Genomic DNA, 23822 nt, shown 5'->3' with positions numbered 1-23822 from the left:
CTCACTCGGGCGCCACCGACGGCCAGCCACCCCCCAGGCTCTTGTACAGGGCGATGCGGTTGGTGGTCTGCGACAGGCGCACGCGGACCAGCGTCTGCCGCGCGCTGTTCAAGCCGCGCCGGGCGTCCAGTACTTCGAGATAACTGCTCAACCCGCCTTCGTAGAGCCGTTGCGCCAGCTCGGCCCGCCGCGCCTCGTTGTCCACCAGACGTTGCTGCGCAGCGAGCCGGGCCGCCAGCGGGCGATTCGAACCCAGAGCATCGGCGACCTCGCGAAACGCCTGCTGGATCACCCGCTGATACTCGACGAGGGCAATCTCGCGCTGGGCCCGGGAAAGATCAAGCTGGGAAAAGCGTCGCCCCATGTCGAAAAGCGGCAGATCCAGCTGCGGACTGAACGACCACTCCCGGGCCTGACCGGAAAACAGCTGGCCCAGTTGTGGACTGCTCAGGCCGAACAGCCCGGTCAGGCTGATACTCGGCAGAAAGGCCGCGCGGGCCGCGCCGATATGCGCATTGAACGCCCGCAGGCGGGCCTCGGCGGCACGAATATCGGGGCGCCGCAGCAACAGATCCGAGGGCAGCCCCGGCGCGACTTCACTCAGCATCGATGACGTATCGCCCGCCCGGCCCGCCAGCCGGTCGCCATCGACGGCCGCACCCACCAAAAGCTCCAGCCTGTTCAGCGACAGGCTCAGCTCCCGTTGGGTCTGGGCCAGCTCGGCCTCCAGGCTCAGCACCAACGCATCGGCCTGGCGCAGCTCCAGTTCGTTCGCCAGGCCCAGCGCCTGGCGACGACCGATCAGACGCGCTGCGGCCCGGGCCTGCTCCAGGGACGCCTGGCTCTGTCCGCCCAACTCGACGTTGGCCAGGTATTCGTAAAACGTCGCCGCCACCTCGCCCACCAGGCCGAGCTGGGCACTCAGGACATCTTCCCGGCTCGCCGCCAGACGCTGGCCGGCCGCCTCGCGCAGGGCCCGGACCCGCCCCCACAGATCCAGCTCGAAGGCCGTGAGCCCAAGCCGGAAATGCCCCTGCTCGCGCACCAGCGACTGACCGCTGGGCGAATCGAGCGCCGAAACACCACGCCTCTGCGTCCCCGCATTGATGCCCAGTGCAGGCCACTGATCGGCCCAGGCCACACCGTGCAGCGCCCGCACCTCATCGATACGCAACACCGCCAGAAGCACCTCGCGGTTATGCTCCAGGGCCTGCTCGATCAGCCCCTGCAACTCGACATCGGCGAACATCACCCGCCACGGCGGCAACTGCGCCTCGTCATCCGTAGACTCCCGCCAGCGCTCGGCCACCGGCAATACGGGCGGCTCCTGCTCGTGGACCAGCGAGCAGCCAGCCAGCCCCACGACCCAGGCCGCCAGCAGCGCTCTGCCGACATTCACCGGGAGCCACACCGAAGCAGTTCGGCGGGCAGGCTCGCCAGCCTTTGCGCCGGACCCTGCTGCCGCTGGAAAAATGCCTCCATGCGTGACAGGTAGAACCAGTCTTGCGGTGACTCCAGCAGAAAGCGCTCGATCGCCCTGGCCCACGACACCTGCATCTGTGCCGCCGGCGCACTGGCAACCCATTCGATCAGGTGCAACTGCCCCGGTCCGCCCAACTGCACCCGATGCCCCGCCAACAGCACATCGCACCCCAGCTTCGCGGCGAGGAACATCGGCCCCTTGACGAACTGCGCCGCGCGCCCGAACAGGTGGCCCCCGGTCGGCTCGCCGCTGCGCAGGCCTCCCATGCTCACCGGCAGGTCGGCGAAGATGATCACCCGGTCGCCGCGGCGGATCGCCCGGGCCAGCGCCGTGCCCGGGGCCCGGCTGTCGAGAATATCCACTTGGTGCCCGAAGGCCTCCAGGCTCTTGAGCGATGAGCGGGTGAGTTCGTCGTTGAAATTCCAGATGGGGATGACGAACCGCGTCGCCTCGGCGTGACGCTCCACCAGGCAGGCAACCGCCATCCAGTACTCGCCGGTATGGGCCAGCACTAGCAACGGAGCCGAGCGCGCCCAGAGCCCATGGGGATCGACCCAGGCGATCGAACGAATCCACGCCCGCAACCGAACCGGCCGATGGCGCGGGTACAGGTGCTCCACCAGCGCACATTGCAGCCTGATCGCACTGTGGCGACAGGCCCGCTCCCGGCATTCGTCCGGCTCCAGCCCGAACAGGGCCAGGTTCTGCAGGCTGCGCGGGTAGGCGGGCCCCCGCCAGGCCACCGGCAGCCGCGCCAGCAGTGCCGGAACGACCGGCAAGCCCATGCGCACGCCCCATCGTCCCAGGCAACGGGCGGCCCCCCTGAGCAACGCTTCGCGCAAGCGCCTGCGCAGGCCCAGCCACAGCAACCAACCGCGCATCGACCAACGCGACCGCCATTGCGTCATGTCCGACGCCTGCCCAGGCGCCGCAGGCTGCCCTGGCGCATCAGCCAGATCTGGTCGCAGGCCAGGGCCACCGCACGGTCATGGGTCACGATCACGCACAACATCGGCAAACGGCGGATGGTCTCGATGATCACATCCCGGGCGCCGGGGTCCAGATGCGAGGTGGGTTCGTCGAGCAGCAACAGCTCCGGCCGCCGATAGAGTGCCCGGGCAATCAGCAGGCGCTGTTTCTGCCCGGACGACAATTGCACCCCCATGCTCCCGACCAGGGTGTTGAAGCCATTGCTCAGGCCAAGGATGCTGTCGAGCAGCCCGGCCTGTTCGACGCAAGCCTTCAGGTGCGCGGCGTCGCTGCCGTCGCTGTCCATGACGATGTTCTCCAGTACCGAGCCGGCAATGATCTCGTCATGGGCCGTGACATAGGCCACACATTGACGATAGCGCCGCAGGCCGAACTGGCGCAGGCTCAGGCCATTGATGCGCAGTTGCCCGGCATCCAGCGGATAGAACCCGGCCAGTACCTTGAGCAGGGTGCTCTTGCCGCACCCCGAAGGGCCGAAGATGGCGATCCGCCGGGCAGCCCCCGCCAGTTGAAAATGCAGGTGCTCGAAGGTCGGCCGGTCGAACGAGCTGTAGCGAAAGCACGCGTCGTCCAGACGAACCCTGCGCAGGGCCTGACCCGACTCCAGGGGGCCTGCGCTGTAGACGCTGGACTCGGTCGGTTCGACCGCCTCTTCGACGATATCGTCGATCCGCCGCAGCTCCACCGTCACCAGGCGCAGCCCCATGTAGCGGTCGACCACCTTCAGCGCGCAGCCCATGAACATGTCCTTGTAGAGCACGAAGGCGAACAGGTCGCCGACGCTGTTCTCGCCGTTGAGCACCGCCAGTGCGCCCAGGGCGCTGACCAGCAGCGAGTGCCCATGGGAAAGACCCTCGTGCACCACCTGGTTCATCGCCTGCAGGCGCTGGACGCTGGCCCGGGCGATCTCGGTGTCGGTGTGCTGGTTGCTCCAGTTCGCCAGGCGTACCGCTTCCTGGTTGTAGAGCTTGACCGACTCGATGCAGTCGAGGGTCCCCAGCAGGGTCACGTTGCGCGCCGTCTCGGCTTCGATGGAACGCTGGTGGTCGCGCTCCATCATCGGCAGGGTCAGGCCGCGTACCATGAAGAACAGCAGGCACAACAACAGCGACAGCAACGCCAGTTGCACATTGACCAGCCCCATCAGCAGCAGGAAGGCCAGGCCGAACGCCAGGTCGATGGCAATGTCCATCCAGCCGGCGGTGAAGGTCAGGAAAACCTTGTCGGTCGCCTGGGTACGCCGCAGGATATCGCCCGCCGCACGGCGCTCGAAGTAACTGGCCGGCAGCCGCAGCAGCCAGGCGATCACCCCGGTGGAGAGGTCCTGGCTCAGGGCGATGCGCAGGCGGGTGTCGAGCACTGCCCGCAACCAGGCGGCGACCGTCTTGAACAGGAATATCCCGCCGAACACGTAGAGGATCAGGAACAGCAGGTCCTGGTCGTTCTTCGTGACCACCTCGTCCACCGTCAGCGAGAACAACTTCGGCGCGGCGATCGCTCCCAGATAGCCGAGCACCGACAACAGTCCCATGGGCAGCAGGTAGCGCCACAGCCAGGGGTTGCGGGACAACACCCCGGCGACACCGAACACCGCCGGCGGACGGGCCTCGATCCGCGTGGTGAAGGCCAGGCCGGGGACCATCTCCAGGGCGACGCCACTGAACATCGACAACGCCTCCTCCCAGCGGTAGAAACGCCGCCCCACCGCCGGGTCGACGATGTGTACGCCCTTGGCGCCAGCCGACTGCAGCACCACGAAGTGCATGTTGTGCCAGAACAGTATCGAGGGCGTGCGCAACTGCCGGAGCCCCTTGAGCGGGAGCCTGAGGGGGCGACAGGCGAAGCCCAGCGCCTCGCCGACCCTGATCATCTGGAACAGCGACATGCCATCCCGGGCGACCCGATAGTCCCGACGCAGTTGCCTCAGGCTCAGGGCCTTGCCGTGATAACCGGCGACCATGGCGATGGAGGCCAGGCCGCATTCGGATATTTCATCCTGGAAAATCACCGGGACCCGCCCACGCCAGCCATGCCGCGCACGGGCCAGGGCATCACGCAGCACCTGGGTGAAGCGGCTCATGCCGCCTTGTCCGCTTGACGCAGGTAATCCGGGTTGCCTTCAAACCCGCGCAGCACCGACAGGAACAGCCACTGCATCAGGCTGAGCCGTTCCAGGCGCAACGAGCCGCTGAGGGTCATGCCGTCCTTGAGCCACTCGCGATGGATACGGGTACGCGGGTCGCTGAAGTCCAGTTGCACCTCGGCCAGGTAGGCCGGCCCCGGGTCACGATCCTCGCCACCGGCACCGGGTGCGGGCTCCAGATAGGTACTGGCACTGCTGTGAACGATATGCCCGCGGATCACACCATAGCGGGCATAAGGAAAGGCATCGACCCTGACGATGACCTCGGTGCCGGCGGTAGCGAAACCGATCGCCGCCGGGCTCACCGACAACAGCACCCGGGGGGCCTCCTGCGCCCCACCGGCGATGCGCAGCAGCATCATCGGCTGACCGCCCTGGGCGCGCGCGCCGGGGAACACCGAGACGGCATCGACCACGCCGTCGACCGGTGACAACAGTACGTACTCCTGGCTCTTGCCCAAGGCTTCCAGGCGTTCGCTGAATTCATGGCGCTGGCGGGCCAGTTCGCTGAGCCGGCGTGTCAGCTCGTGCTCGGCCTCCTGGACACGCTGCTCCAGTTCCAGTATGCGCTGACGGGCGCTGGCCTGGGCGAGGTCGTTGTTGGCCAGGTCCTGGATCGCCGCCTCGTGCCGCACGATCGCCTCGTTCAGTGCCGCCGCGGACACCGCACCCTCGGCACTCAGGCGCTCGTGGCGCTGCTGGTTGTCCAGGGCGATGCGCACGCGCCGCTGGATCGAGCGCTTGATGGTCGCCGTCAGTTGCAGATCCTTGTGCAGTTGCGCGATCTGCAACTGCAACGAGCTCTGGCCGGTCTGGTGGGATTCGCGCGCCCGGGTCTCGTCGCGGGCGACGTCCCGCAGCAGGTTGTCCAGGCGCTGCGCACTCTGCCGGGACATGGGCCGGGCGCCGTCTTCATCGAGGTTTTCCGGCTCTAGGGCGCGGATGCGCACCAGCGGCTGATCCTTGCTCACCGACTCGCCGGCCTGCACCAGCACCTCGCGGATATGGGCCGGTCGTTCGCTGGTGATACGCACCACATCGCGGGTCTGCACCCTCCCCGGCACATCCTCCTTGCGCGCATAGTTGCCCAGCAGCAGCAACGTGATGGCGGCCATGAAGAACACCGCGACCAACCAGGCGAACAGCAGTGGCGCGAAGGCTCCCCGGGGCGCCACCTTTCCCAACTCAAGCATGACAGGACCCGTGCGGATCGCGGCGCATGCGGCCGCGTCAGAAAGAACGGCAAGGCCCAGTACAGAACCGGGCCTGGTCCACTGCCAAAAGCCGTGGTGCCGTGACGTAGGGGGTGGCACAAGGAGCGGTAGGGATCGCTGGCGAACGAACGGCCAGTCAATCTTCATCCGCCCCGTTCAGGAGCCAAGCCTCGATCATTCGGCGATGCCCAAGAAAGGCTTGCTCAGTTGCTGTATTTCTCCGTGACTCCCTTGAACGACTCATAGGCCACATCGATCAACAAGCCGAGCTCCGCGAGAAGACCCGAACCACGAACCTCCTCCGTCTGCTCAAGGGTCATTTCCTGCACGGTGACATCTTCAGTTTGAGTATTGCTCATGAGTAACCTCGACTTGTTTGAGAATGAGGCGGCATGGGGCGACAGAAAAGGCCTCCTGCCTGCCCGAATACCGCAAGGCCCGCGGGTCTGGAACCTTGGCAGGCCATGGGCACATTTTCAGCGAGGCGACTGCGGCGGGATATCCGAAGGTTCAACCATCTAACAGAGCAAAGACCTACACATACCTACAGACACATCTTCCAGCCAAGTAGGAAGCAAGGCAAAGCCCTACAGTCCCAGCAGACTGGCCGCCTTGGCCCGCAGGATTTGCAGATCCAGCACAGGCACGCCTTCGAGCTTGGCCTGTTCATCCCACTGACGCATGCGCAGGCTCAAGTCGCACAGGGGGTCCTGCGCGAAGTCGGTGGCCTCTTGCAGGGTCATCATCCCGCCCTGGTACTCCAGCGTTCGCCGACTGGCCTCGCTCAGACGCTCGTAGTACCCCGGCTCGACCAAGGTCAGATAACGCTTGGCCTGTACGTGATACTCCACCAACCGCGCAAGCCGTTCGCTGAACCCGGCACGGCGCAGATAGTCCGCGCCCAGGCGTTCGTGGCTGGCGATGCCATAGCCGCCCATGTTCCGGTCCGCCGCCGTCGGCCGTGGGCAGATATGCCCGATGTCGTGGAAGAACGCCGCCAGCACCACTTCGTCGTCGCAGCCTTCGGCCATCGCCCGTTGTGCGGCCTGGGACATGTGCTCCAGTTGCGAAACCGACTCGCCGATGTAGTCGGCGCTGCCGAACTGCCGGTAGAGGCCGAAGACCTCGTCCAGCACCTGTTCGACCCGGCTCATCGGCTCTCCCCCAGCAACGTGGCGATATTGGCCTCGGCCATGGCCGGGCCGACGCTCATGCCGACACCGGTGTGCATCAGCGCCGCGTGCACGCCGGGCGCGGCCTGCAGGAACGAGAACGGGCCCGGTCCCTTGGCACCGTAGACGCCCTGCCAGCGCTCGAGCACCTGGACCTTGCAACCGAGGGTGTGCTCGGCCAGTTCCAGCATCCAGTTATCCACCTGTTCGGCATTGAACGGCGACGGATCGCTGCCGTAGTGATGGGAATCACCGATGATCAACTCGCCATGGGGTGTCGGGCTGATCAGCAGGTGGATACCGTGCTCCTGCAGGTGCGGGCTTTCGCGCTGGATCTGCGCCCGGATCGCCGCTGCTTCCGGCAGATCGGCGAAGGCGCCGTAGTGCACGCAACTGAGACCGGTCAGCACGGCGTGTTGCAGGTCCAGCCCGCTGGGCAACGGGCGGGCGCGGAGCATCTGCAGGCGGCAGATGCTCGGCTGCAGGGTCGCCAGCGACTCGGCCAGCAGGGTCTGGTAGTCGTGGCCCGAACAGACCACGATCTGCGTGCCGCGGAAGGTCCCCGCGGTGCTGTGCAACTGGCCGGACTCGACCTCGCGGACCAGGGTCGAGAAGTGGAATTCGACGCCCAGCTCGCGATGCAGGTAGTCGATCAGCGTCGGGATCGCCTCGCGGGAATACAGTTGCTGGTCATCCAGGCCGTGCAGGGCGGCGCGATGATGGCTGAACTGGCCGCCGTGCAGGTCGGCCAGGGCCCGCCCCTGCAACAGTTTCACCCGGTAGCCGTGCTCGCGGGCCCGGCCGGCGCAGAAGGCTTCCAGCAGGTGTTCCTCGGCTTCGCTGCGGGCGAACAGGTAGCTGCCGTTGCGCTTGAGTTCGAAACCGGCGTGCTGCGACCAGTGGCCCCAGATCTCGCGGCTGGCGCGGGCCAGGTCGAGCATGACGCCTGGCGGCTGGCCGGTGACCAACGCCTGGCCGAAATTGCGGATCGACGCGCCCAGGGGCGTGGCGCTGCGCTCGAAGACCCGCACCTTGAGGCCGCGGCGGGCGGCGGCATAGGCGTGGGACAGGCCGAGGATACCGGCGCCGACGATGAGGATGTCGCTGTGATAGGTCATGAAGGGTCCTGAAGCAATGGCCAGGTTGATCGCTCCCACGCTCCGCGTGGGAATGCAGCCCGTGACGCTGTGCGTCACAAGAGCGGACGCCGAGCGTCCAGAGAGGCGTTCCCACGCGGAGCGCGGGAACGATCGAAGGTTCGGGCTCGGCCAGGGACTTACTGGGCAACCTTCTCCGACTTGCCGTCATAGCGCTTGCGCCATTCGGCCAGGATCTCGTCGCGGTGCTTCGAGGCCCAGGCGAAGTCGTTCCTGATCAGGCGCTGCTCGTAGTCGGCCGGCAACTCGGTCTGTGGCCTGGCGATCCCCGGCTGGGCCAGCACGGCGAAGTTTTCCTTGTACAGCGCCATGGCCGCCGGGCTGGCGGAGAAGTCGGCCAGTTTCTTCGCGGCCTCTTCATGGGGAGTGCCCTTGATCACCGCCGTCGCTTCGATCTCCCAACCCAGGCCTTCCTTCGGCAGGACGATGTCCAGCGGCGCCCCCTGGCGCTTGAGTTGAATGGCCGGGTATTCGAAGGAAATGCCGATCGGGAACTCACCCGCCGCCGCCAGTTTGCAGGGCTTGGAACCGGAGTGGACGTACTGGCCGATGTTCTGGTGCAGGTCATCCATGTACTGCCAGCCCTGCTTCTCGCCGAAGGTCTGCAACCAGGCGCTGACATCGAGAAAACCGGTGCCGGACGAGGCCGGGTTGGGCATGACGATCTTGCCCTTGTACTCGGGTTTGGTCAGGTCCTGCCAGCTCACCGGCTTGTTCAGGTGCTGCTTCTGCGCCTCGACGGTGTTGAAGCAGATAGTCGCGGCCCAGACGTCCATGCCGACCCAGGCCGGCGGGTTGGCCGGATCGCGGTAGTGGTCGCCGATCTTGCCCAGGTCCTTCGGTGCATAGCTCTGCAGCATGCCCTGCTGGTCGAGGATCGCCAGGCTCGACGCGGCCAGGCCCCACACCGCATCGGCCTGTGGCCGGGCCTTCTCGGCCAGCAGCTTGGCGGTGATGATGCCGGTGGAATCACGCACCCACTTGATGCCGATATCCGGGTTGGCCTTCTCGAACGCGTCCTTGTAGCTCTTGAGCTGCTCGGCTTCAAGGGCGGTATAGACGGTCAGTTCGGTCTTCGCCGCGAAGGCGTTGAGGCTGAACAGCGAGAGGACGGCGGCGGCAAGGGTCAACGGCTTGAACATGATGCGGTTCCTTGAGGTCTAGGGCTGTGCTGGTGGACGAATCAATGGCCGGGCACGCTCTGCCGCCAGGCCTGGGTACGGCGCAGCAAACCGCGCGAGGCCCAGGCCAGCAGCAGGGACACGCCCGCCGAGGTGAACAGGATCAGGGTCGACATGGCCGCCGCGCCGCCGACGTTGCCGGCGTCGTCCATGTTCAGCACGGCGACCGCGGCGAGGATGGTGTCGGGGCTGTAGAGGAAGATCGCCGCCGACACCGTGGTCATCGCCGAGACGAACAGGTAGCGGATGATGTCCAGCACGGCCGGCAGGCAGATCGGCAGCGTGACCCGCAGGTAGTGCCGGTACAGCGGCGTCCCGAGCGACAGCGCGGCGGCCTCGAACTCGCCGTCGAGCTGGCGCAGGGCGGTGGTCGCGGTCATCTGCGCGGTGGTCAGGTAGTGGGCGATGGTGCACACCACCAGCAGGGTCATGGTCCCGTAGAACACGTGCAGCGGGTTGCCGACGAGGTTGAAGAAGAACACGTAGCCCAACCCCAGGACCAGGCCCGGCACCGCCATCGGCACGAAGCTGAGCAGGCGCAGGGCCAGGTTCAGGCCGCGCTGGCCGCGGGTCTTTTCCATCAGGTAGGCACCGCTGAAGATCAGCGCGCTGCCGATCAGCGCGGTGCACAGGGCCAGGGTCAGGCTGTTGCGATAGGCCAGCCAGCCGCCGCCCGCCGTCTCGTCAAAGCGGTAGTGGCTCAGGGACAACGACAGGTTGTACGGCCAGAATTTCACCAGCGACGAATACACCGCCATGCCGAACACCAGCAGCAACGCGGCGCAGAGCAACAGCACGATCACCAGGTAACACGAATCCCGCGCCGGGTTGCGCAGCGGCTGGAACACCTGGGCCCGACCGCTCATGGCATCGCCCTGGCGCCGTCGCAGCCAGGTATCGACGGCAAAGCTCAGCAGCGCCGGTAGCAGCAGGATCATGCCGATGAGCGAGCCACGCCCGAACTGCTGCTGGCCGACCACCGCCTTGTAGGCTTCCAGCGCCAGCACTTGGTAATCGCCGCCCACCACCACCGGCACGCCAAAGTCGGTGATGGTCAGGGTGAAGACCAGGCACAGGGCGGCGAACACCGCCTGCCGGGTCGCCGGCCAGGTGATGCTGCGGTAGGCCTTCCACGGGCTGGCGCCCATGCTCGAAGCGGCGTCGAACAGCCGCGCATCGGCCAGGGACAGCGCCGACAGCAGGATCATCAGCGCATGGGGAAAGGTGTAGATGACTTCACCGAGGACGATGCCCCAGAAGCCGTAGATGTTGTCCGCCAACAGGCCGCGCAACAGCCCCTGGTTGCCGAACAGGTAGACCAGGGCGATCCCCGGCAGCATCGAGGGCGCCATCAGCGGCAGCAGCGACAGGCCGCGCCAGAGGGTCTTGCCGGGAATCAGCGTGCGTTGCAGGGCGTAGGCGAACAGGTAGGCCAGCGGTACGACGATCGCCGCGACGCTGAAGGAAACCTTGAGGCTGTTGCCCAGCAGCCAATGGAAGTTGTCGCTGCCCAGCAGCTCCCGCGCGGCGAGCCAGCCACCGCCCTGCCCGGCCTCGTTGCTGAAGCCGCGCCAGAAGATCGCCAGCAGCGGCAACAGCACCGAGACAGCCAGCAGGCCGAGCCAGAGCAGTTTGCCGCCGACCACGAACAGTCGATCCCCGAGGTCGCCGCGCCTGGCCGCCGGGGTCGATTGGCGCGGCAGCGCCAGGCCGATTTGTGCGGCCATCTCAGGCGAACACCTGGAGGCTGCGCGGGGGCAGCGCGACCCAGATATCCGGCGAGCCCAGGCGCGGCATGTCCTGCGGACCGACTTCGGCCAGCAGCGGATGGCCGGGCAGTTCGTTGAGCTCGAAGCTCATGCGGCAGCGATTGCCGAGAAAGGTGATTTCCCGCACCCGCGCGGCGAACAGGTTTTCCTCATGCACCTGCGGGTTGACGCTGATCGACTCGGGGCGGCAGAACAGCCGACCGGAGCCGGCCCGCGGGGCCCCGTCGGCCAGGCGCAATTGCAGGGTGCCGACCTGGGCATGCCGGGTGCTGCGCTGCTGGAACGGCAGCCAGTTGCCCTGGCCGACGAACCCGGCGACGAACGGAGTGGCCGGCCTGTCGTAGATGTCCTGGGGCGTGGCGTACTGCTCGACCTTGCCGTTGTTCATCACGGCGATGCGGTCGGCCATCAGCATGGCCTCATCCTGATTGTGGGTGACCATCAGCGTGGTCACGCCGAGGCTGCGCTGCAGCTGGCGCAACTCGCTGCATAGGTGCTCGCGCACCCGGGCGTCGAGGGCCGACATCGGCTCGTCGAGCAACAGCAGCGACGGTGCCGGCGCCAGGGCGCGGGCCAGCGCCACACGCTGCTGCTGACCGCCGGAGAGCTGGCCGGGATACTTCTTCTCGCTGCCGGCCAGGCCGACCAGTTCGAGCATCTGCGCAACACGCTGACGCACGTGGTCACGGCTACTGCCGCTCAGGCCGTAGGCGATGTTGGCCTCCACGGTCAGGTTGGGGAACAGCGCGTAGGACTGGAACAGGATGCCGTAGTCACGGGCCTGGGGTGGCAGTTCGGAAACATTGCGCTCGCCGAGGAACAACTCGCCATCGTCCTGGCGCTCGAGGCCGGCGATGCAGCGCAGCAGAGTGGTCTTGCCGCAACCCGACGGCCCGAGCAGGCATACCAGCTCGCCGGCGGCGACGTCGAGGGAGACGTTCTCCAGTGCGGCAAAGGCGCCGAAGCGCTTCTGCACCCCACGGACTTTCAGCGCGGCGCCGGGGTTGACCGGGGCGTGGGCAATCGGGTGGTTCATGGACAGACCTCATCAAGCAGATGAAGGTCATGCTAGGCAGACAATGCGTACGTCGTGTGGCAATAAGGCAAAAGCTGCCGATAGTGGTATTGGTGGATTTGGGTAGGATAAGAACTACGCAGATCTTGATCGTTCCCACGCTCTGCGTGGGTATGCAACCCGTGGCGCTCCGCGTCACAAGAGCGGACGCCGAGCGTCCTCGCAGGTGTGCCCACGGGGACCGAGGGAACGATGGGATAGTGAGGGGGTGTCTGGGCTGGCCCTTTCGCGGATAAATCCGGCTCCCTCAGTTTCCGGCGCCCATCAGTCAGAGCGGCGCCATCTCCTGCGCCAGGCCCAGGAAGGCCGCCGGCAGGCGCGCCGACTTGCGCTCCTTGAGGCAATACAGGTACTCCGGGATCTGCGGCGCGTTCTCGATGGTCAGCACCCGCAACTGCGGGTCATGGGGCACCTCCTGGCGGGCAATGATGCTGATGCCGATGTTGCGCAACACCGCCTCGCGGATCGACTCGCGACTGCCGATTTCCAGCAGCGGCCCATGACTGACCCGTGCCTCGCGCAACAGCTCTTCGGTCAGTTGCCGGGTGGTCGAACCCGCCTCGCGCATCAGCAGGCAGTACCCGGCCAGCGCGCTCAAAGGCACATGGTCATGAATCGCCAGCGGATGATTGCGATGCACCGCCAGCACCAGCGGGTCGCTGCCCAACACCCGGCGGATCAGCCGCGGGTCCTCGAGCAGTTGCGACGAGGCGGCGACATCGACCCGGTATTCCTCCAGCGCCTCCAGGACCTGCTGGGAATTGCCGATCTCCATCGACACCTCGACCTGGGGCAGGCGCTCGCGGAACGCCTTCACCAGATCGAGGATGTAGTACGGCGCGGTCGCGGCAATACGCAAGGCACCCTGCACCTGGCCGCTGTTACGCAGGAAGAATTCGATATCGGCCTCCTGCTGCAGCAGCGCCTTGACCATCGGCAGCAGCCGCGCGCCGTCCTCGCTGACACTCAGTCGGCGGCCGCCGCGATAGAACAGCTCGACCGAGTACTGGCTCTCCAGGTGACGGATCTGAGTGGTGACCGTGGGCTGGCTGAGGCCGAGTTTCTTCGCCGCCAGGGTGATGCTGCCCAGGCGGGCGACCATGTAAAACGCCTTCAGCTCCGCACTCAGCACATCACTCTCTCACCATCTATTTGCGCAACAGGCGCAAGCCATTGAATACCACCAACAGGCTGACGCCCATGTCGGCGAACACCGCCATCCACATGGTCGCCATACCGAAGAAGGTTACCGCAAGAAAGACCGCCTTGATGACCAGCGCCAGGGCGATGTTCTGCTTGAGGATACCCGCAGTCTGCCGTGAGAGGCGAATGAAGGCAGGAATCTTGCGCAGATCGTCGTCCATCAGGGCGACATCGGCGGTTTCGATGGCGGTATCGGTGCCGGCCGCCGCCATGGCGAAACCGATCTCGGCGCGGGCCAGCGCCGGCGCGTCGTTGATGCCGTCACCGACCATGCCGACCCGATGCCCCTTGGCGTACAAGGCCTCGATGGCCTGCAGCTTGTCGGTCGGCAACAGGTCGCCGCGGGCCTCGTCGATGCCCACTTGGGCGGCGATCGCCTTGGCCGTGTGCGGGTTGTCACCCGTGAGCATGAGGGTCTTGATACCCAGCTCGTGCAACTGACGAATGGCTTCGCGGCTGCTGTCCTTGACCGTGTCGGCCACGGCGAACAACGCCAGCGGGCCGGAGCGGTCGAGCAACAGCACGACAGTCTTGCCTTGCTCTTCCAGGGCAAAGAGTTTCTCCTCCAGTGCCGGTGAGCACAGGCCCAGCTCTTCCACCAGCCGATGGTTGCCCAGGTGATAGCGCTGGCCGCCAATGTCGCCACGGACGCCACGCCCGGCCAGGGCTTCGAAGGCCTCGACCTCACGCAGTTCGAGCTGCCGGTCCCGGGCATCGCGGGCGATCGCCAGGGACACCGGGTGGTCGGAGCGCGCCGCCAGGCTGGCGGCGATCGCCGGGGCCGTCTCGCGGTGCAGCGCTTGCAGCGGCAGGACGTCGGTCAGTACCGGCTTGCCGTGGGTGATGGTGCCGGTCTTGTCCAGCGCCAGATAGTCGAGTTGATGGCCGCTTTCCAGATAGACTCCGCCCTTGACCAGGATGCCCTTGCGCGCTGCCGCTGCGAGGCCGCTGACGATGCTCACCGGCGTCGAGATCACCAGGGCGCAAGGACAGGCCACCACCAGCAGGACCAAGGCCCGGTAGATCCAGTCGAACCAGGCACCCGCCATGAACAGCGGTGGAATCACCGCCACGGCCAGGGCCAGGGCGAATACCGCCGGGGTGTAGACCTTCGAGAAGCTGTCGACGAAACGCTGGGTCGGTGCCCGCGCGCCCTGGGCCTGCTCCACCGCATGGATGATCCGCGCCAGGGTCGAATTGCCCGCTGCCGCCGTTACCCGATAGTCCAGGGAACCGGCCTGGTTGATGGTGCCGGCGAACACCTTGTCGCCAGGATTCTTCTCGACCGGCAGGCTTTCGCCGGTGATCGGCGCCTGATCGACACTGGAAGTCCCATAGACCACCTCACCGTCCAGGCCGATGCGCTCACCGGGCCGGACCCGCACCAGAGCCCCGGGCTCGACGCGCTTGACCTCGACCTCGACCCAGTTGCCCTCCGCCTGGCGCACTGTGGCCGTTTCCGGGGCCATCTGCATCAGGCCGCCGATGGCGTTGCGCGCACGGTCCAGCGAACGCGCCTCGATCAGCTCGGCAATGGTGAAGAGGAACATCACCATCGCCGCTTCCGGCCACTGTCCGATCAGTACGGCGCCGGTCACGGCGATGCTCATCAGCGCGTTGATGTTCAGGTTGCGGTTCTTCAGAGCGATCCAGCCCTTCTTGTAAGTGCCCAGACCGCCGCTGAAGATCGAGAGCAGTGCGACGATGGCCACCACCCAGGTGGGCGCGGCGTTGGTGAAGTGGATGACTTCGGCAGCGAGGGCGCCCACTCCGGAAACCACCAGCGGCCACCAGGGTTTCCTTGCCGGAGGCTGGCTGGCGGCCTGCTCGCTCGCACCCTCTTCCAGCGGCTCGGCCTGCATGCCCAAAGATTTGATCGCCTCGACGATCGGGGTGGTCGACGGCAGGTCATGGGTCACGCCGAGAATCCGGTTGATCAGGTTGAACTCCAGCTGCTGGATGCCCGCCAGCTTGCCCAGCTTGTTCTGGATCAGCGTCTGTTCGGTCGGGCAATCCATGGCTTCGATGCGGAAGCGGCTCAGGCGGCCATCGACACGGGGGCCATTGCCGAGCTTGACCAGGGCCGGGGCTTCGGCGGACGAGCAGCAGCTGTGGGAATGCCTGCCGTGATCGTGGGCATGGCCGGCTTTCACTGGCTGCAGCGGCTTGCAGGTGCCCTGAGCCGGTTTATCGGCATGATCGTGATCATGATCAGCATGCTGATGGCCAGTGCCGAAGGTGGGCTCGAAGGTGCTCGAACAGCAGGAGCCGCCGTGCTCGTGCGTGTGCGGGTGGTCGTTGCCAGGCTGGCGCGGGGTGTGGATGGAGTCGCTCATGGGATACGTCCCTGAAAGGTGCCTGTTGCCAAGTGAACACCCTGTAGCCACTATAGGGTCAAGCCCCCTTTTGGGAGATCCGGCGATGAAGATTGGCGAACTGGCGAAACTCACCGACTGCCAGGTGGAAACCATCCGTTACTACGAGAAGGAAAACCTGCTACCGGAACCGGCGCGCAGCGAAGGCAACTACCGCCTGTACACCCAGGCTCATGTCGAGCGCCTGACCTTCATCCGCAACTGCCGCAGCCTGGACATGACCCTGGAGGAGATCCGCAGCCTGCTGAGCCTGCGCGACAGTCCCCAGGACCAGTGCGAGAGCGTGAACGCGCTGGTCGACGAGCACATCCACCACGTCAAGGCGCGGATCGACGGACTGCTGGCGTTGCAGGCCCAGTTGCTGGACCTGCGCCAGCGCTGTGGCGGCGGGCCGGAGGCGGAGCAGTGCGCGATCCTGCAGCGGCTGGAGGTCAGCGGCAGCGTGGTGCCGACCGAAGTGGAGCACTCACATGTGGGCAGGAGTCACGGGCACTGACCACCCACACCGGCGCTTTCGCGGATACATCCTGTTCCCACAGTGTCGTGGCGCACCCAGGATCTGCCTGAAGCACGATCATCGTAGGAACAACAGGGAGCGCCAGCCGCAAAGCCAGGCGCTGCTTAGACCGCCATCGGCGCCGTCAGGGGCGCATGGTGCTGATAGCCTTCCAGGCTGAAGTCGCTCGGTTCGACCTTCTCCAGCCATTCCGGCTCGTACTTGCCGGTCCTGGCGAACTCCGGCACCCGCTCGGCAATCACCAGCTTCGGCATCGGGAACGGCTCGCGGGCGAGCTGTTCGTTGAGCATGTCCAGGTGGTTTTCATACACATGGGCATCGCCGATGAAATAGGTGAACCAGCGCGGCGTGTAGCCGGTCAGGCGACCGATCAGGCTCAGCAGGGCCGCGCCCTCGGTCAGGTTGAACGGCGTGCCCAGCCCCAGGTCATTGGAGCGGATATAGAGGGTCAGGGAGATTTCCTTCGTCTCGACATTCGGGTGGAACTGGTACAGCAGGTGGCACGGCGGCAGGGCCATTTCATCCAGTTGCGCGCAGTTCCAGCCGTGGAACAGGATGCGCCGGCTGCCCGGGTCCTTGATGATGGTGTCGACGCACTGGCGTACCTGGTCGATCGCCTTGTACAGCACCACATAGGCCTGGCCGTCCTCCTCGCCCTGGGCGATCTGCCGGTAGCCCTGGGCCAGGGTCTGCTCGATGGCCGCGCGATTGCTCGCCGGAATCTGCTTGTAGGCCGGCCACTTGCGCCACTGCACGCCGTAGATCTCACCGAGGTCGTCATCGCCCTGGCGGAACGGGTTGGCCAGCCACTGGGCGTTCTCGTTGGCGTTCTGGTCCCAGACCTTGCAACCCAACGCACGGAACTCGGCGGCGTTGTTCACCCCGCGCAGAAAGCCGCACATCTCGCCGATGGCGGACTTGAAGGCCAGCTTGCGGGTGGTGATCGCCGGGAAACCTTCCTTGAGGTCGTAACGTAGCATCGCGCCGGGAAAGCTGATGGTGTTCACACCGGTACGGTTGGCCTGCTTGGTGCCGTTCTTGATGACATGGGCGACCAGATCGAGATATTGCTTCATGAGTTACCTGCATCCTTGAATACGGGGCCCGCGGGCCCCGATTCGAATTTAAAGCGCGGCGTCTTTCGTTGCCGGAGTGGTCGGGTTGCGGCGATAGGCGAACCACAACAGCGCCAGGCCACCGATGATCATCGGCAGGCTGAGAATCTGCCCCATGGTCACCCAGCCGAATGCCAGATAGCCAAGCTGCGCATCCGGCACCCGGACGAACTCGACGATAAAACGGAAGATCCCGTAGAACAACGCGAACATGCCGGAAACCGCCATGGTCGGCCGCGGCTTGCGCGAGAACAGCCAGAGGATGATGAACAGTGCCACACCCTCGAGGGCGAACTGGTACAACTGCGACGGATGGCGTGGCAACTGCGCCGGGTCGCTGAACGGCGGGAACACCATCGCCCACGGCACGTCGCTCGGCTTGCCCCACAGTTCGGCGTTGATGAAGTTGCCGATCCGCCCGGCGCCCAGGCCGATCGGGACCATCGGTGCGACGAAGTCCATCAGTTCGAAGAACGACTTGCCGTTACGCCGGCCGAACCACCAGGCCGCCAGCATCACGCCGATGAAGCCGCCATGGAAGGCCATGCCGCCCTTCCAGACCTCGAAGATCAGCATCGGATTGGCAATGTAGGCTGGCAGATCGTAGAACAGCACGTAACCCAGGCGCCCGCCGACGATCACCCCCATGGCCAGCCAGAACACCATGTCGGAGAGTTTCTCCTTGGTCCAGGTCGGGTCGAAACGGTTCAGGCGCCGGGAGGCCAGCAGCCACGCACCGCCAATGCCGACCAGGTACATCAGGCCGTACCAGTGGATTTTCAGCGGGCCGATGGCGACGGCCACCGGGTCGATCTGCGGGTAAGGCAGCATTGCGACTCCTTGGTAGAGTAGAAAATTCGGGGCCCGTTAACCCAGGCGGCAAGCGGGCCAGCGGGTCATGATGAAGACCCGCGATTAAGCCAATATTGCGCCCGGTCCGCTGAACCGGGCCTGAGGTTCAGATCAGGAACTTCATCCCGACACAGAACAATAGTCCGGCAAACAGCCGCTTGAGCAGCAACGGCGAAAGCCTGTGCGCCAGTTGCACGCCGAAGCGGGCAAAAAACATACTGGTCAGGGCAATGCCGAGCAAGGCCGGCAGATAGATGAAGCCCAGGCTGTGCTCCGGCAGCAACGGGTCATGCCAGCCCAGCAGCATGAAGCTGATGGCGCTGGCCACGGCGATCGGCAGGCCACAGGCCGACGAGGTCGCCACCGCCTGCTGCATCGGCAGGCTGCGCCAGGTCAGGAACGGCACGGTCAGCGAACCGCCACCGATGCCGAAAATCGCCGAAGCCCAGCCGATCACCACACCCGCCAGGCCCAGGCCGGCCTTGCCGGGAATCTCCCGACGACTTTTGGGCTTGAGGTCCAGCGCCATCTGCACGGAGACGATCAGGGCGAAAACGCCGATGATCTTCTGCAGGTTCGGCCCGGCAATCGCCTTGGCCGTCAGTGCGCCGAGTCCCGAGCCGAGCAGGATACCCACGGCCATCCAGGCGAAGATCGGCCAGCGTACCGCGCCCCGCCGATGATGACCGCGAATGGTGTTGATCGACGTGAAAATGATGGTGGCCAGGGAAGTGCCGACCGCCAGGTGCGTCAGGATCGAACTGTCGAACCCCTGCAGGGTGAAGCTGAACACCAGCACCGGGACGATGATGATCCCGCCACCGACGCCGAACAGCCCGGCCAGTACGCCCGCACAGGCACCCAGCAGCAAATAGAGCAGAAATTCCATGCAACCCCCGAAACAAGTCCGGCATGGTAACGGATGCATGCCGCTCGTCTCTACTGGATGACGAACGGCACCCTGCGTAAAGTGGGGGAAACCACAGAGGGATCACCTGATGTGCCTGATTGTCTTCGCCTGGCGCCCGGGCCATGCCCAGCCGCTGATCGTTGCGGCCAACCGCGACGAGTTCTACGCCCGGCCGAGCCTGCCGCTGGGGCAGTGGCCGGAAAACCCGCAAGTCTACGCCGGACGCGACCTGGAAGCCGGCGGGACCTGGCTGGGCGTCGGCGCTCGGCGGCGCTTCGCCGCGCTGACCAATATCCGTAATCCGCATCAGCCGCCGGCACGCCGCTCACGGGGCGAGCTGGTGGCGCGATTTCTCGGCGCAAACACCCCGATTGCCGATTATCTCCAGGATATCGTCGCACGATCACCGGAGTACGCCGGTTTCAACCTGCTGCTGGGCGATGCCGAGGAACTCTGGCACTTCAATTCCCATGAAGGGCAGCCACGTCGACTGCCGGAGGGGATCTACGGCTTGTCGAATGCCGGACTCGACACGCCATGGCCGAAACTGCTGAAGGCCAGGGCGGCACTGGCGCAGGCACTGGAACGGCCCTCGCCGGAAAATCTGCTGGCCCTGCTGGCCGATCCGACCATCGCGCCATTCGTCGAACTGCCGGATACCGGCGTGGGCCTGGCGACCGAGAGCCTGTTGTCGAGCATTTTCATCGCCAGCCCCAGCTACGGCACGCGGGCGAGCACGGCGCTGATCGTCGGGGCTGATGGCACGCGGCATCTGGTCGAACGCAGCTTCGGCCCCCATGGCGGGCATCTGGGCGAGGTGGAGTTGACGGTCTGAGTGGACGCGGAGCGTCCCGGAATGCCTTCCCACGCGGAGCGTGGGCAGGATCGGAGCGGGTCGCGGAGTGCGGGGATGATCGAGACAGGTTGCGAAGACTGATCGTTCCCACGCTCCGTGTGGGAATGCCGCCAGTGACGCTCCGCGTCACACCTACCGATGATCAGTGCTTGACCACCGGATTGGCCATCCGCCCCAGCCCGAGGTTCTTCAGGGCCAATTGCAAGGTGCTGTGGATAACTTGCGGGTTGTCGATGGTCATCACCTGGGCCAGCAATTCCTGCGACTTGCTCAGGCTGATCTGGCGCAGCATCCATTTCACTTTCGGCAGGTTGGTGGCGTTCATCGACAGGCTGTCGAAGCCCATCGCCATCAACAGCACCGCCGCCGCCGGATCGCCCGCCATCTCGCCGCAGATGCTCACCGGCTTGCCTTCGGCATGGGCATCGCGCACCACGTTCTGCAGGGCCTGCAGCACCGCCGGGTGCAGGTAATCGTACAGGTCGGCGACCCGTGGGTTGTTGCGGTCGACGGCCAGCAGGTACTGGGTCAGGTCGTTGGAGCCGACCGAGAGGAAATCCACCTGACGCGCCAGTTCGCGGGTCTGGTACACCGCCGCCGGAATCTCGACCATCACCCCCACCGGCGGCATCGGCACATCAGTGCCTTCGTCGCGCACTTCGCCCCAGGCCCTGTGGATAAGATGCAGTGCTTCTTCCACCTCGTGGGTGCCGGAGATCATCGGCAGCAGGATACGCAGGTTGTTCAGGCCTTCACTGGCCTTGAGCATGGCCCGGGTCTGCACCAGGAAGATTTCCGGGTGGTCGAGGGTCACGCGAATGCCGCGCCAGCCGAGGAACGGGTTGTCCTCGACGATCGGGAAGTACGACAGCGACTTGTCACCACCGACGTCCAGGCTGCGCATGGTCACCGGCTGCGGATGGAACGCCGAAAGCTGTTCGCGGTAGATCGCCAGCTGTTCCTTCTCGCTCGGGAAGCGCTGGTTGATCATGAACGGCACTTCGGTGCGGTACAGGCCCACGCCTTCCGCGCCACGCTGTTGCGCGCGGGCGACGTCGGCGAGCAGGCCGGTGTTGACCCACAGCGGCATGCGGTGGCCATCGGTGGTCACGCAAGGCAGTTCGCGCAGGGCATCGAGGCCCTGGGACAGCTGGCGCTCCTCCTCCACCACGCTGACGTACTGCTTGCGCAGCAACTCGCCGGGGTTGGTGAAGACTTCGCCGCGGGCGCCATCGACGATCAGCTCGATGCCATCGACCTTGGAATACGGCAGGTCGACCAGGCCCATCACCGTCGGGATGCCCATGGCCCGGGCCAGGATCGCAACGTGGGAGTTACCCGAACCGAGTACCGACACCAGACCGACCAGGTTGCCCTCCGGCACCTCGCCGAGCATGGTCGCGGTCAGTTCCTCACTGACCAGGATGGTGTTCTTCGGGTAGACCATGTTCTGCTGGCGCTCGGACTGCAGGTAGGCCAGCAGGCGGCGACCCAGGTCCTTGACGTCCGAGGCGCGCTCGCGCAGGTAGTCGTCATCCATCAGTTCGAAGCGGTTGACGTGATCGGTGACCACCTGGCGCAAGGCGCCCTGGGCCCACTGACCGGTCTTGATGACGTTGGTGACTTCGCTGCCCAGCGAGGCATCGTCGAGCATCATCAGGTAGACGTCGAACAACGCCCGTTCTTCCGGCCGCAACTGGGTGGCCAGCTTGGCCGACAGGGTGCGCATGTCGTTGCGCACGCCCTCGATGGCCGTCTTGAACAGCGCCAGCTCGGCGTCGATATCGGTGATGGCCTTGTCCGGCACCACATCCAGGTCCGCTGGCGGCAACATGACCACCGCGGTACCGACCGCCGCACCTGGCGAACCCGGTACGCCGACGAACTTGGTTTCCTGGATGCCCTTGCCTTCACGGCCCAGGCCACGGATGGAGCCGGTCGCCTCGGCATGGGCGATAACCCCGGCCAACTGGGCGCTCATGGTCACCAGGAAGGCTTCTTCGCCCTCGTCGAACTGGCGACGTTCCTTCTGCTGGATGACCAACACGCCGACGACGCGACGGTGGTGGATGATGGGCGCGCCGAGGAATGACGCGTAACGCTCCTCGCCGGTCTCGGCGAAGTAGCGATAGCGTGGGTGATCGGCGGCATTTTCGAGGTTCAGCGGTTCTTCGCGCGTGCCGACCAGGCCGACCAGGCCCTCGTTCGGCGCCATGCTGACCTTGCCGATGGAGCGTTTGTTCAGGCCTTCGGTGGCCATCAGTACGAAGCGATTGGTCTCGGGGTCGAGCAAGTAGACCGAGCAGACCTGGCTGCCCATGGCCTCTTTGACGCGCAAGACAATAATCCCCAACGCCGTCTTGAGATCCTTGGCGGAGTTAACTTCCTGGACGATCTTGCGCAGCGTATTGAGCATGGCTCGGGGTCGAACTCCGTGTCAGTCGCGCGTTAAAAGGCGCGGGGCAAGCTCTTTGAGCGCGCGACGATAAACCTCGCGCTTGAATGTCACCACCTGGCCCAACGGGTACCAATAGCTGACCCAGCGCCAGCCATCGAACTCCGGTTTACCGGTCAGATCCATCCGCACCCGCTGCTCGTTGGACAGCAGGCGCAGGAGAAACCATTTCTGTTTCTGGCCGATGCACAGCGGTTGGCTGTGGGTACGCACCAGACGTTGCGGCAAACGATAGCGCAACCAGCCCCGGGTACAGGCCAGAATTTGCACATCCTCTCGTTCCAGGCCGACTTCTTCGTTCAATTCGCGGTACAAGGCCTCTTCAGGCGTCTCGTCAGGATTGATCCCACCTTGCGGAAACTGCCATGCATCTTGATTGATGCGCCGGGCCCATAAGACCTGACCAGCATCATTCGTCAGAATTATCCCGACATTAGGACGGAAACCATCGGGGTCGATCACGGCAACCACCTCGTAAACGCATGTCATCGCATTGTTCCACAAAGGTTGTGAAAGCAGCAACGCACCGCCATACCTTATGTGCACTCTTGTGAAAAGACCGTATTCTGATCGCCTTTTTACAGGCTTTTCAGCGAGTAACTGCAATGCGTCTGGCTTTATTCGACTTGGACAACACACTTTTGGGCGGCGACAGCGACCACGCCTGGGGCGATTACCTGTGCGAACGGGGCATTCTCGACCCGGTGGCCTACAAAACCCGCAACGACGAGTTCTATCAGGACTACCTGGCCGGCAAGCTGGACAACGCCGAGTACCTGAACTTCTGCCTGGAAATTCTCGGTCGCACCGAGAGGGCGCAACTGGATGAATGGCACCGCGACTACATGCGCGACTGCATCGAGCCGATCGTCCTGCCCAAGGCCCTGGAACTGCTGGCCCGGCATCGCGATGCCGGCGACAAGCTGGTCATCATCACCGCGACCAACCGTTTCGTGACCGGACCGATTGCCGCACGCCTGGGCGTCGAGACCCTGATCGCCACCGAGTGTGAAATGGTCGACGGCCGCTACACCGGGCGCAGCACCGACGTGCCGTGCTTTCGCGAAGGCAAGGTGACGCGCCTGAACCGCTGGCTGGAAGAGACCGGGCACAGCCTGCAGGACAGCTACTTCTACAGCGATTCGATGAACGACCTGCCACTGCTGGAGCAGGTGAGCAATCCGGTCGCGGTGGACCCGGACCCGAACCTGCGGGCCGAGGCCGAGCGGCGTGGCTGGCCAGTGATCAGCCTGCGCGGCTGACCCCCTGGAGCCAGGCAAGACCTGGCGGCCTCTTCGCGGGCAAGCCCTGCTCCTACAAGACCGTGTCGTACACAAGAGCCCAGTACGCCTCGA

At 65.3% G+C, this 23822-nt stretch carries 20 protein-coding genes; 3 read left to right on the top strand and 17 right to left on the bottom strand.

Features of this window, described 5'->3' with window-relative positions:
- Nucleotide 1 precedes the first annotated feature (1 nt).
- The 12 genes from ACM62G_RS13730 to ACM62G_RS13675 form a co-directional block, all read right to left on the bottom strand.
- Nucleotides 2–1399, bottom strand: coding sequence for an efflux transporter outer membrane subunit (locus ACM62G_RS13730; protein WP_273823310.1), 1398 nt, complete (start codon nucleotides 1397–1399; stop codon nucleotides 2–4).
- Nucleotides 1396–2391, bottom strand: a complete 996-nt coding sequence (locus ACM62G_RS13725; RefSeq protein ID WP_419737324.1) for a hypothetical protein — start codon at nucleotides 2389–2391, stop codon at nucleotides 1396–1398. The genes ACM62G_RS13730 and ACM62G_RS13725 overlap by 4 nt, the downstream gene beginning before the upstream one ends.
- Complete coding sequence (locus ACM62G_RS13720; protein WP_419737323.1) at nucleotides 2388–4553, bottom strand: peptidase domain-containing ABC transporter; 2166 nt, start codon at nucleotides 4551–4553, stop codon at nucleotides 2388–2390. The genes ACM62G_RS13725 and ACM62G_RS13720 overlap by 4 nt, the downstream gene beginning before the upstream one ends.
- Complete coding sequence (locus tag ACM62G_RS13715) at nucleotides 4550–5809, bottom strand: HlyD family secretion protein (RefSeq protein WP_419737322.1); 1260 nt, start codon at nucleotides 5807–5809, stop codon at nucleotides 4550–4552. Before ACM62G_RS13715 ends, ACM62G_RS13720 begins: the two co-directional genes overlap by 4 nt.
- A 224-nt stretch (nucleotides 5810–6033) precedes the next feature.
- The gene (locus tag ACM62G_RS13710) at nucleotides 6034–6189 is read right to left on the bottom strand and encodes a hypothetical protein (protein ID WP_160319861.1); all 156 of its coding nucleotides are present in this window, start codon (nucleotides 6187–6189) and stop codon (nucleotides 6034–6036) included.
- A gap of 228 nt (nucleotides 6190–6417) precedes the next feature.
- Nucleotides 6418–6984 carry a phosphonate degradation HD-domain oxygenase gene (locus ACM62G_RS13705; protein WP_419737321.1) on the bottom strand — a complete coding sequence of 189 codons (567 nt, stop codon included), beginning with the start codon at nucleotides 6982–6984 and terminating at the stop codon, nucleotides 6418–6420.
- Nucleotides 6981–8120 carry a TIGR03364 family FAD-dependent oxidoreductase gene (locus tag ACM62G_RS13700; RefSeq protein WP_419737320.1) on the bottom strand — a complete coding sequence of 380 codons (1140 nt, stop codon included), beginning with the start codon at nucleotides 8118–8120 and terminating at the stop codon, nucleotides 6981–6983. Before ACM62G_RS13700 ends, ACM62G_RS13705 begins: the two co-directional genes overlap by 4 nt.
- A 158-nt stretch (nucleotides 8121–8278) precedes the next feature.
- Nucleotides 8279–9301 (bottom strand): putative 2-aminoethylphosphonate ABC transporter substrate-binding protein, encoded by a 1023-nt coding sequence (locus ACM62G_RS13695; RefSeq protein WP_419737319.1) that lies wholly within the window; start codon nucleotides 9299–9301, stop codon nucleotides 8279–8281.
- Between the two features lie 41 nt (nucleotides 9302–9342).
- Nucleotides 9343–11067: a putative 2-aminoethylphosphonate ABC transporter permease subunit gene (locus ACM62G_RS13690; RefSeq protein WP_419737318.1), complete on the bottom strand. Its 1725-nt coding sequence runs from the start codon at nucleotides 11065–11067 to the stop codon at nucleotides 9343–9345.
- A gap of 1 nt (nucleotide 11068) precedes the next feature.
- A complete protein-coding gene (locus ACM62G_RS13685; protein ID WP_419737317.1) occupies nucleotides 11069–12145 on the bottom strand; it encodes a putative 2-aminoethylphosphonate ABC transporter ATP-binding protein in 1077 nt (358 codons plus the stop codon).
- Between the two features lie 307 nt (nucleotides 12146–12452).
- Nucleotides 12453–13316, bottom strand: a complete 864-nt coding sequence (locus tag ACM62G_RS13680; RefSeq protein WP_054058655.1) for a LysR family transcriptional regulator — start codon at nucleotides 13314–13316, stop codon at nucleotides 12453–12455.
- 16 nt (nucleotides 13317–13332) lie between these two features.
- A complete protein-coding gene (locus tag ACM62G_RS13675; protein WP_419737316.1) occupies nucleotides 13333–15723 on the bottom strand; it encodes a heavy metal translocating P-type ATPase in 2391 nt (796 codons plus the stop codon).
- Between the two features lie 85 nt (nucleotides 15724–15808).
- Between ACM62G_RS13675 and cadR the strand changes: the two genes are divergently transcribed.
- Nucleotides 15809–16258, top strand: a complete 450-nt coding sequence (gene cadR, locus ACM62G_RS13670; RefSeq protein WP_054063563.1) for a Cd(II)/Pb(II)-responsive transcriptional regulator — start codon at nucleotides 15809–15811, stop codon at nucleotides 16256–16258.
- Nucleotides 16259–16383: 125 nt separating this feature from the next.
- On the opposite strand, the gene ACM62G_RS13665 is transcribed toward cadR, so the two are convergent.
- The 3 genes from ACM62G_RS13665 to ACM62G_RS13655 form a co-directional block, all read right to left on the bottom strand.
- Complete coding sequence (locus ACM62G_RS13665; protein WP_054063564.1) at nucleotides 16384–17355, bottom strand: thymidylate synthase; 972 nt, start codon at nucleotides 17353–17355, stop codon at nucleotides 16384–16386.
- Between the two features lie 48 nt (nucleotides 17356–17403).
- The gene (gene lgt / locus ACM62G_RS13660; RefSeq protein WP_054058652.1) at nucleotides 17404–18225 is read right to left on the bottom strand and encodes a prolipoprotein diacylglyceryl transferase; all 822 of its coding nucleotides are present in this window, start codon (nucleotides 18223–18225) and stop codon (nucleotides 17404–17406) included.
- Nucleotides 18226–18352: 127 nt separating this feature from the next.
- Nucleotides 18353–19135 (bottom strand): sulfite exporter TauE/SafE family protein, encoded by a 783-nt coding sequence (locus tag ACM62G_RS13655; RefSeq protein WP_054058651.1) that lies wholly within the window; start codon nucleotides 19133–19135, stop codon nucleotides 18353–18355.
- A gap of 109 nt (nucleotides 19136–19244) precedes the next feature.
- Here ACM62G_RS13655 and ACM62G_RS13650 point away from each other — a divergent pair, with 109 nt between their 5' ends.
- Nucleotides 19245–19991: an NRDE family protein gene (locus ACM62G_RS13650; RefSeq protein ID WP_419737315.1), complete on the top strand. Its 747-nt coding sequence runs from the start codon at nucleotides 19245–19247 to the stop codon at nucleotides 19989–19991.
- A gap of 163 nt (nucleotides 19992–20154) precedes the next feature.
- Here the strand turns inward: ACM62G_RS13650 and ptsP are convergent, their stop codons facing one another.
- Both ptsP and ACM62G_RS13640 read right to left on the bottom strand, forming a co-directional pair.
- On the bottom strand, nucleotides 20155–22428 hold the full coding sequence (ptsP, locus tag ACM62G_RS13645) for a phosphoenolpyruvate--protein phosphotransferase (protein WP_054058649.1): 2274 nt from the start codon (nucleotides 22426–22428) through the stop codon (nucleotides 20155–20157).
- A 21-nt stretch (nucleotides 22429–22449) separates the two neighbouring features.
- Nucleotides 22450–22929 (bottom strand): RNA pyrophosphohydrolase, encoded by a 480-nt coding sequence (locus tag ACM62G_RS13640; protein ID WP_026145062.1) that lies wholly within the window; start codon nucleotides 22927–22929, stop codon nucleotides 22450–22452.
- Nucleotides 22930–23072: 143 nt separating this feature from the next.
- Between ACM62G_RS13640 and ACM62G_RS13635 the strand changes: the two genes are divergently transcribed.
- Nucleotides 23073–23729: an HAD family hydrolase gene (locus tag ACM62G_RS13635; protein ID WP_273823299.1), complete on the top strand. Its 657-nt coding sequence runs from the start codon at nucleotides 23073–23075 to the stop codon at nucleotides 23727–23729.
- Nucleotides 23730–23822: the final 93 nt, after the last annotated feature.

The organism is Pseudomonas sp. COR18, from assembly GCF_048568395.1.
Classification (GTDB): domain Bacteria; phylum Pseudomonadota; class Gammaproteobacteria; order Pseudomonadales; family Pseudomonadaceae; genus Aquipseudomonas; species Aquipseudomonas fuscovaginae_B.
Note: the sequence above shows the minus strand (reverse complement) of the source record. Positions and strands in the feature narration are given on the sequence as shown.

Bases quoted from the DNA above. Each gene is read 5' to 3' on its own strand.
- ACM62G_RS13700 (WP_419737320.1), bottom strand. From the start codon at position 8,120: ATGACCTATCACAGCGACATCCTCATCGTCGGCGCCGGTATCCTCGGC.
- ACM62G_RS13655 (WP_054058651.1), bottom strand. From the start codon at position 19,135: ATGGAATTTCTGCTCTATTTGCTGCTGGGTGCCTGTGCGGGCGTACTG.
- ACM62G_RS13725 (WP_419737324.1), bottom strand. From the start codon at position 2,391: ATGACGCAATGGCGGTCGCGTTGGTCGATGCGCGGTTGGTTGCTGTGG.
- ACM62G_RS13650 (WP_419737315.1), top strand. From the start codon at position 19,245: ATGTGCCTGATTGTCTTCGCCTGGCGCCCGGGCCATGCCCAGCCGCTG.
- cadR (WP_054063563.1), top strand. From the start codon at position 15,809: ATGAAGATTGGCGAACTGGCGAAACTCACCGACTGCCAGGTGGAAACC.
- ACM62G_RS13685 (WP_419737317.1), bottom strand. From the start codon at position 12,145: ATGAACCACCCGATTGCCCACGCCCCGGTCAACCCCGGCGCCGCGCTG.
- ACM62G_RS13705 (WP_419737321.1), bottom strand. From the start codon at position 6,984: ATGAGCCGGGTCGAACAGGTGCTGGACGAGGTCTTCGGCCTCTACCGG.
- ACM62G_RS13720 (WP_419737323.1), bottom strand. From the start codon at position 4,553: ATGAGCCGCTTCACCCAGGTGCTGCGTGATGCCCTGGCCCGTGCGCGG.
- ptsP (WP_054058649.1), bottom strand. From the start codon at position 22,428: ATGCTCAATACGCTGCGCAAGATCGTCCAGGAAGTTAACTCCGCCAAG.
- lgt (WP_054058652.1), bottom strand. From the start codon at position 18,225: ATGCTGCCTTACCCGCAGATCGACCCGGTGGCCGTCGCCATCGGCCCG.
- ACM62G_RS13695 (WP_419737319.1), bottom strand. From the start codon at position 9,301: ATGTTCAAGCCGTTGACCCTTGCCGCCGCCGTCCTCTCGCTGTTCAGC.
- ACM62G_RS13665 (WP_054063564.1), bottom strand. From the start codon at position 17,355: ATGAAGCAATATCTCGATCTGGTCGCCCATGTCATCAAGAACGGCACC.
- ACM62G_RS13710 (WP_160319861.1), bottom strand. From the start codon at position 6,189: ATGAGCAATACTCAAACTGAAGATGTCACCGTGCAGGAAATGACCCTT.
- ACM62G_RS13635 (WP_273823299.1), top strand. From the start codon at position 23,073: ATGCGTCTGGCTTTATTCGACTTGGACAACACACTTTTGGGCGGCGAC.
- ACM62G_RS13690 (WP_419737318.1), bottom strand. From the start codon at position 11,067: ATGGCCGCACAAATCGGCCTGGCGCTGCCGCGCCAATCGACCCCGGCG.
- ACM62G_RS13675 (WP_419737316.1), bottom strand. From the start codon at position 15,723: ATGAGCGACTCCATCCACACCCCGCGCCAGCCTGGCAACGACCACCCG.
- ACM62G_RS13715 (WP_419737322.1), bottom strand. From the start codon at position 5,809: ATGCTTGAGTTGGGAAAGGTGGCGCCCCGGGGAGCCTTCGCGCCACTG.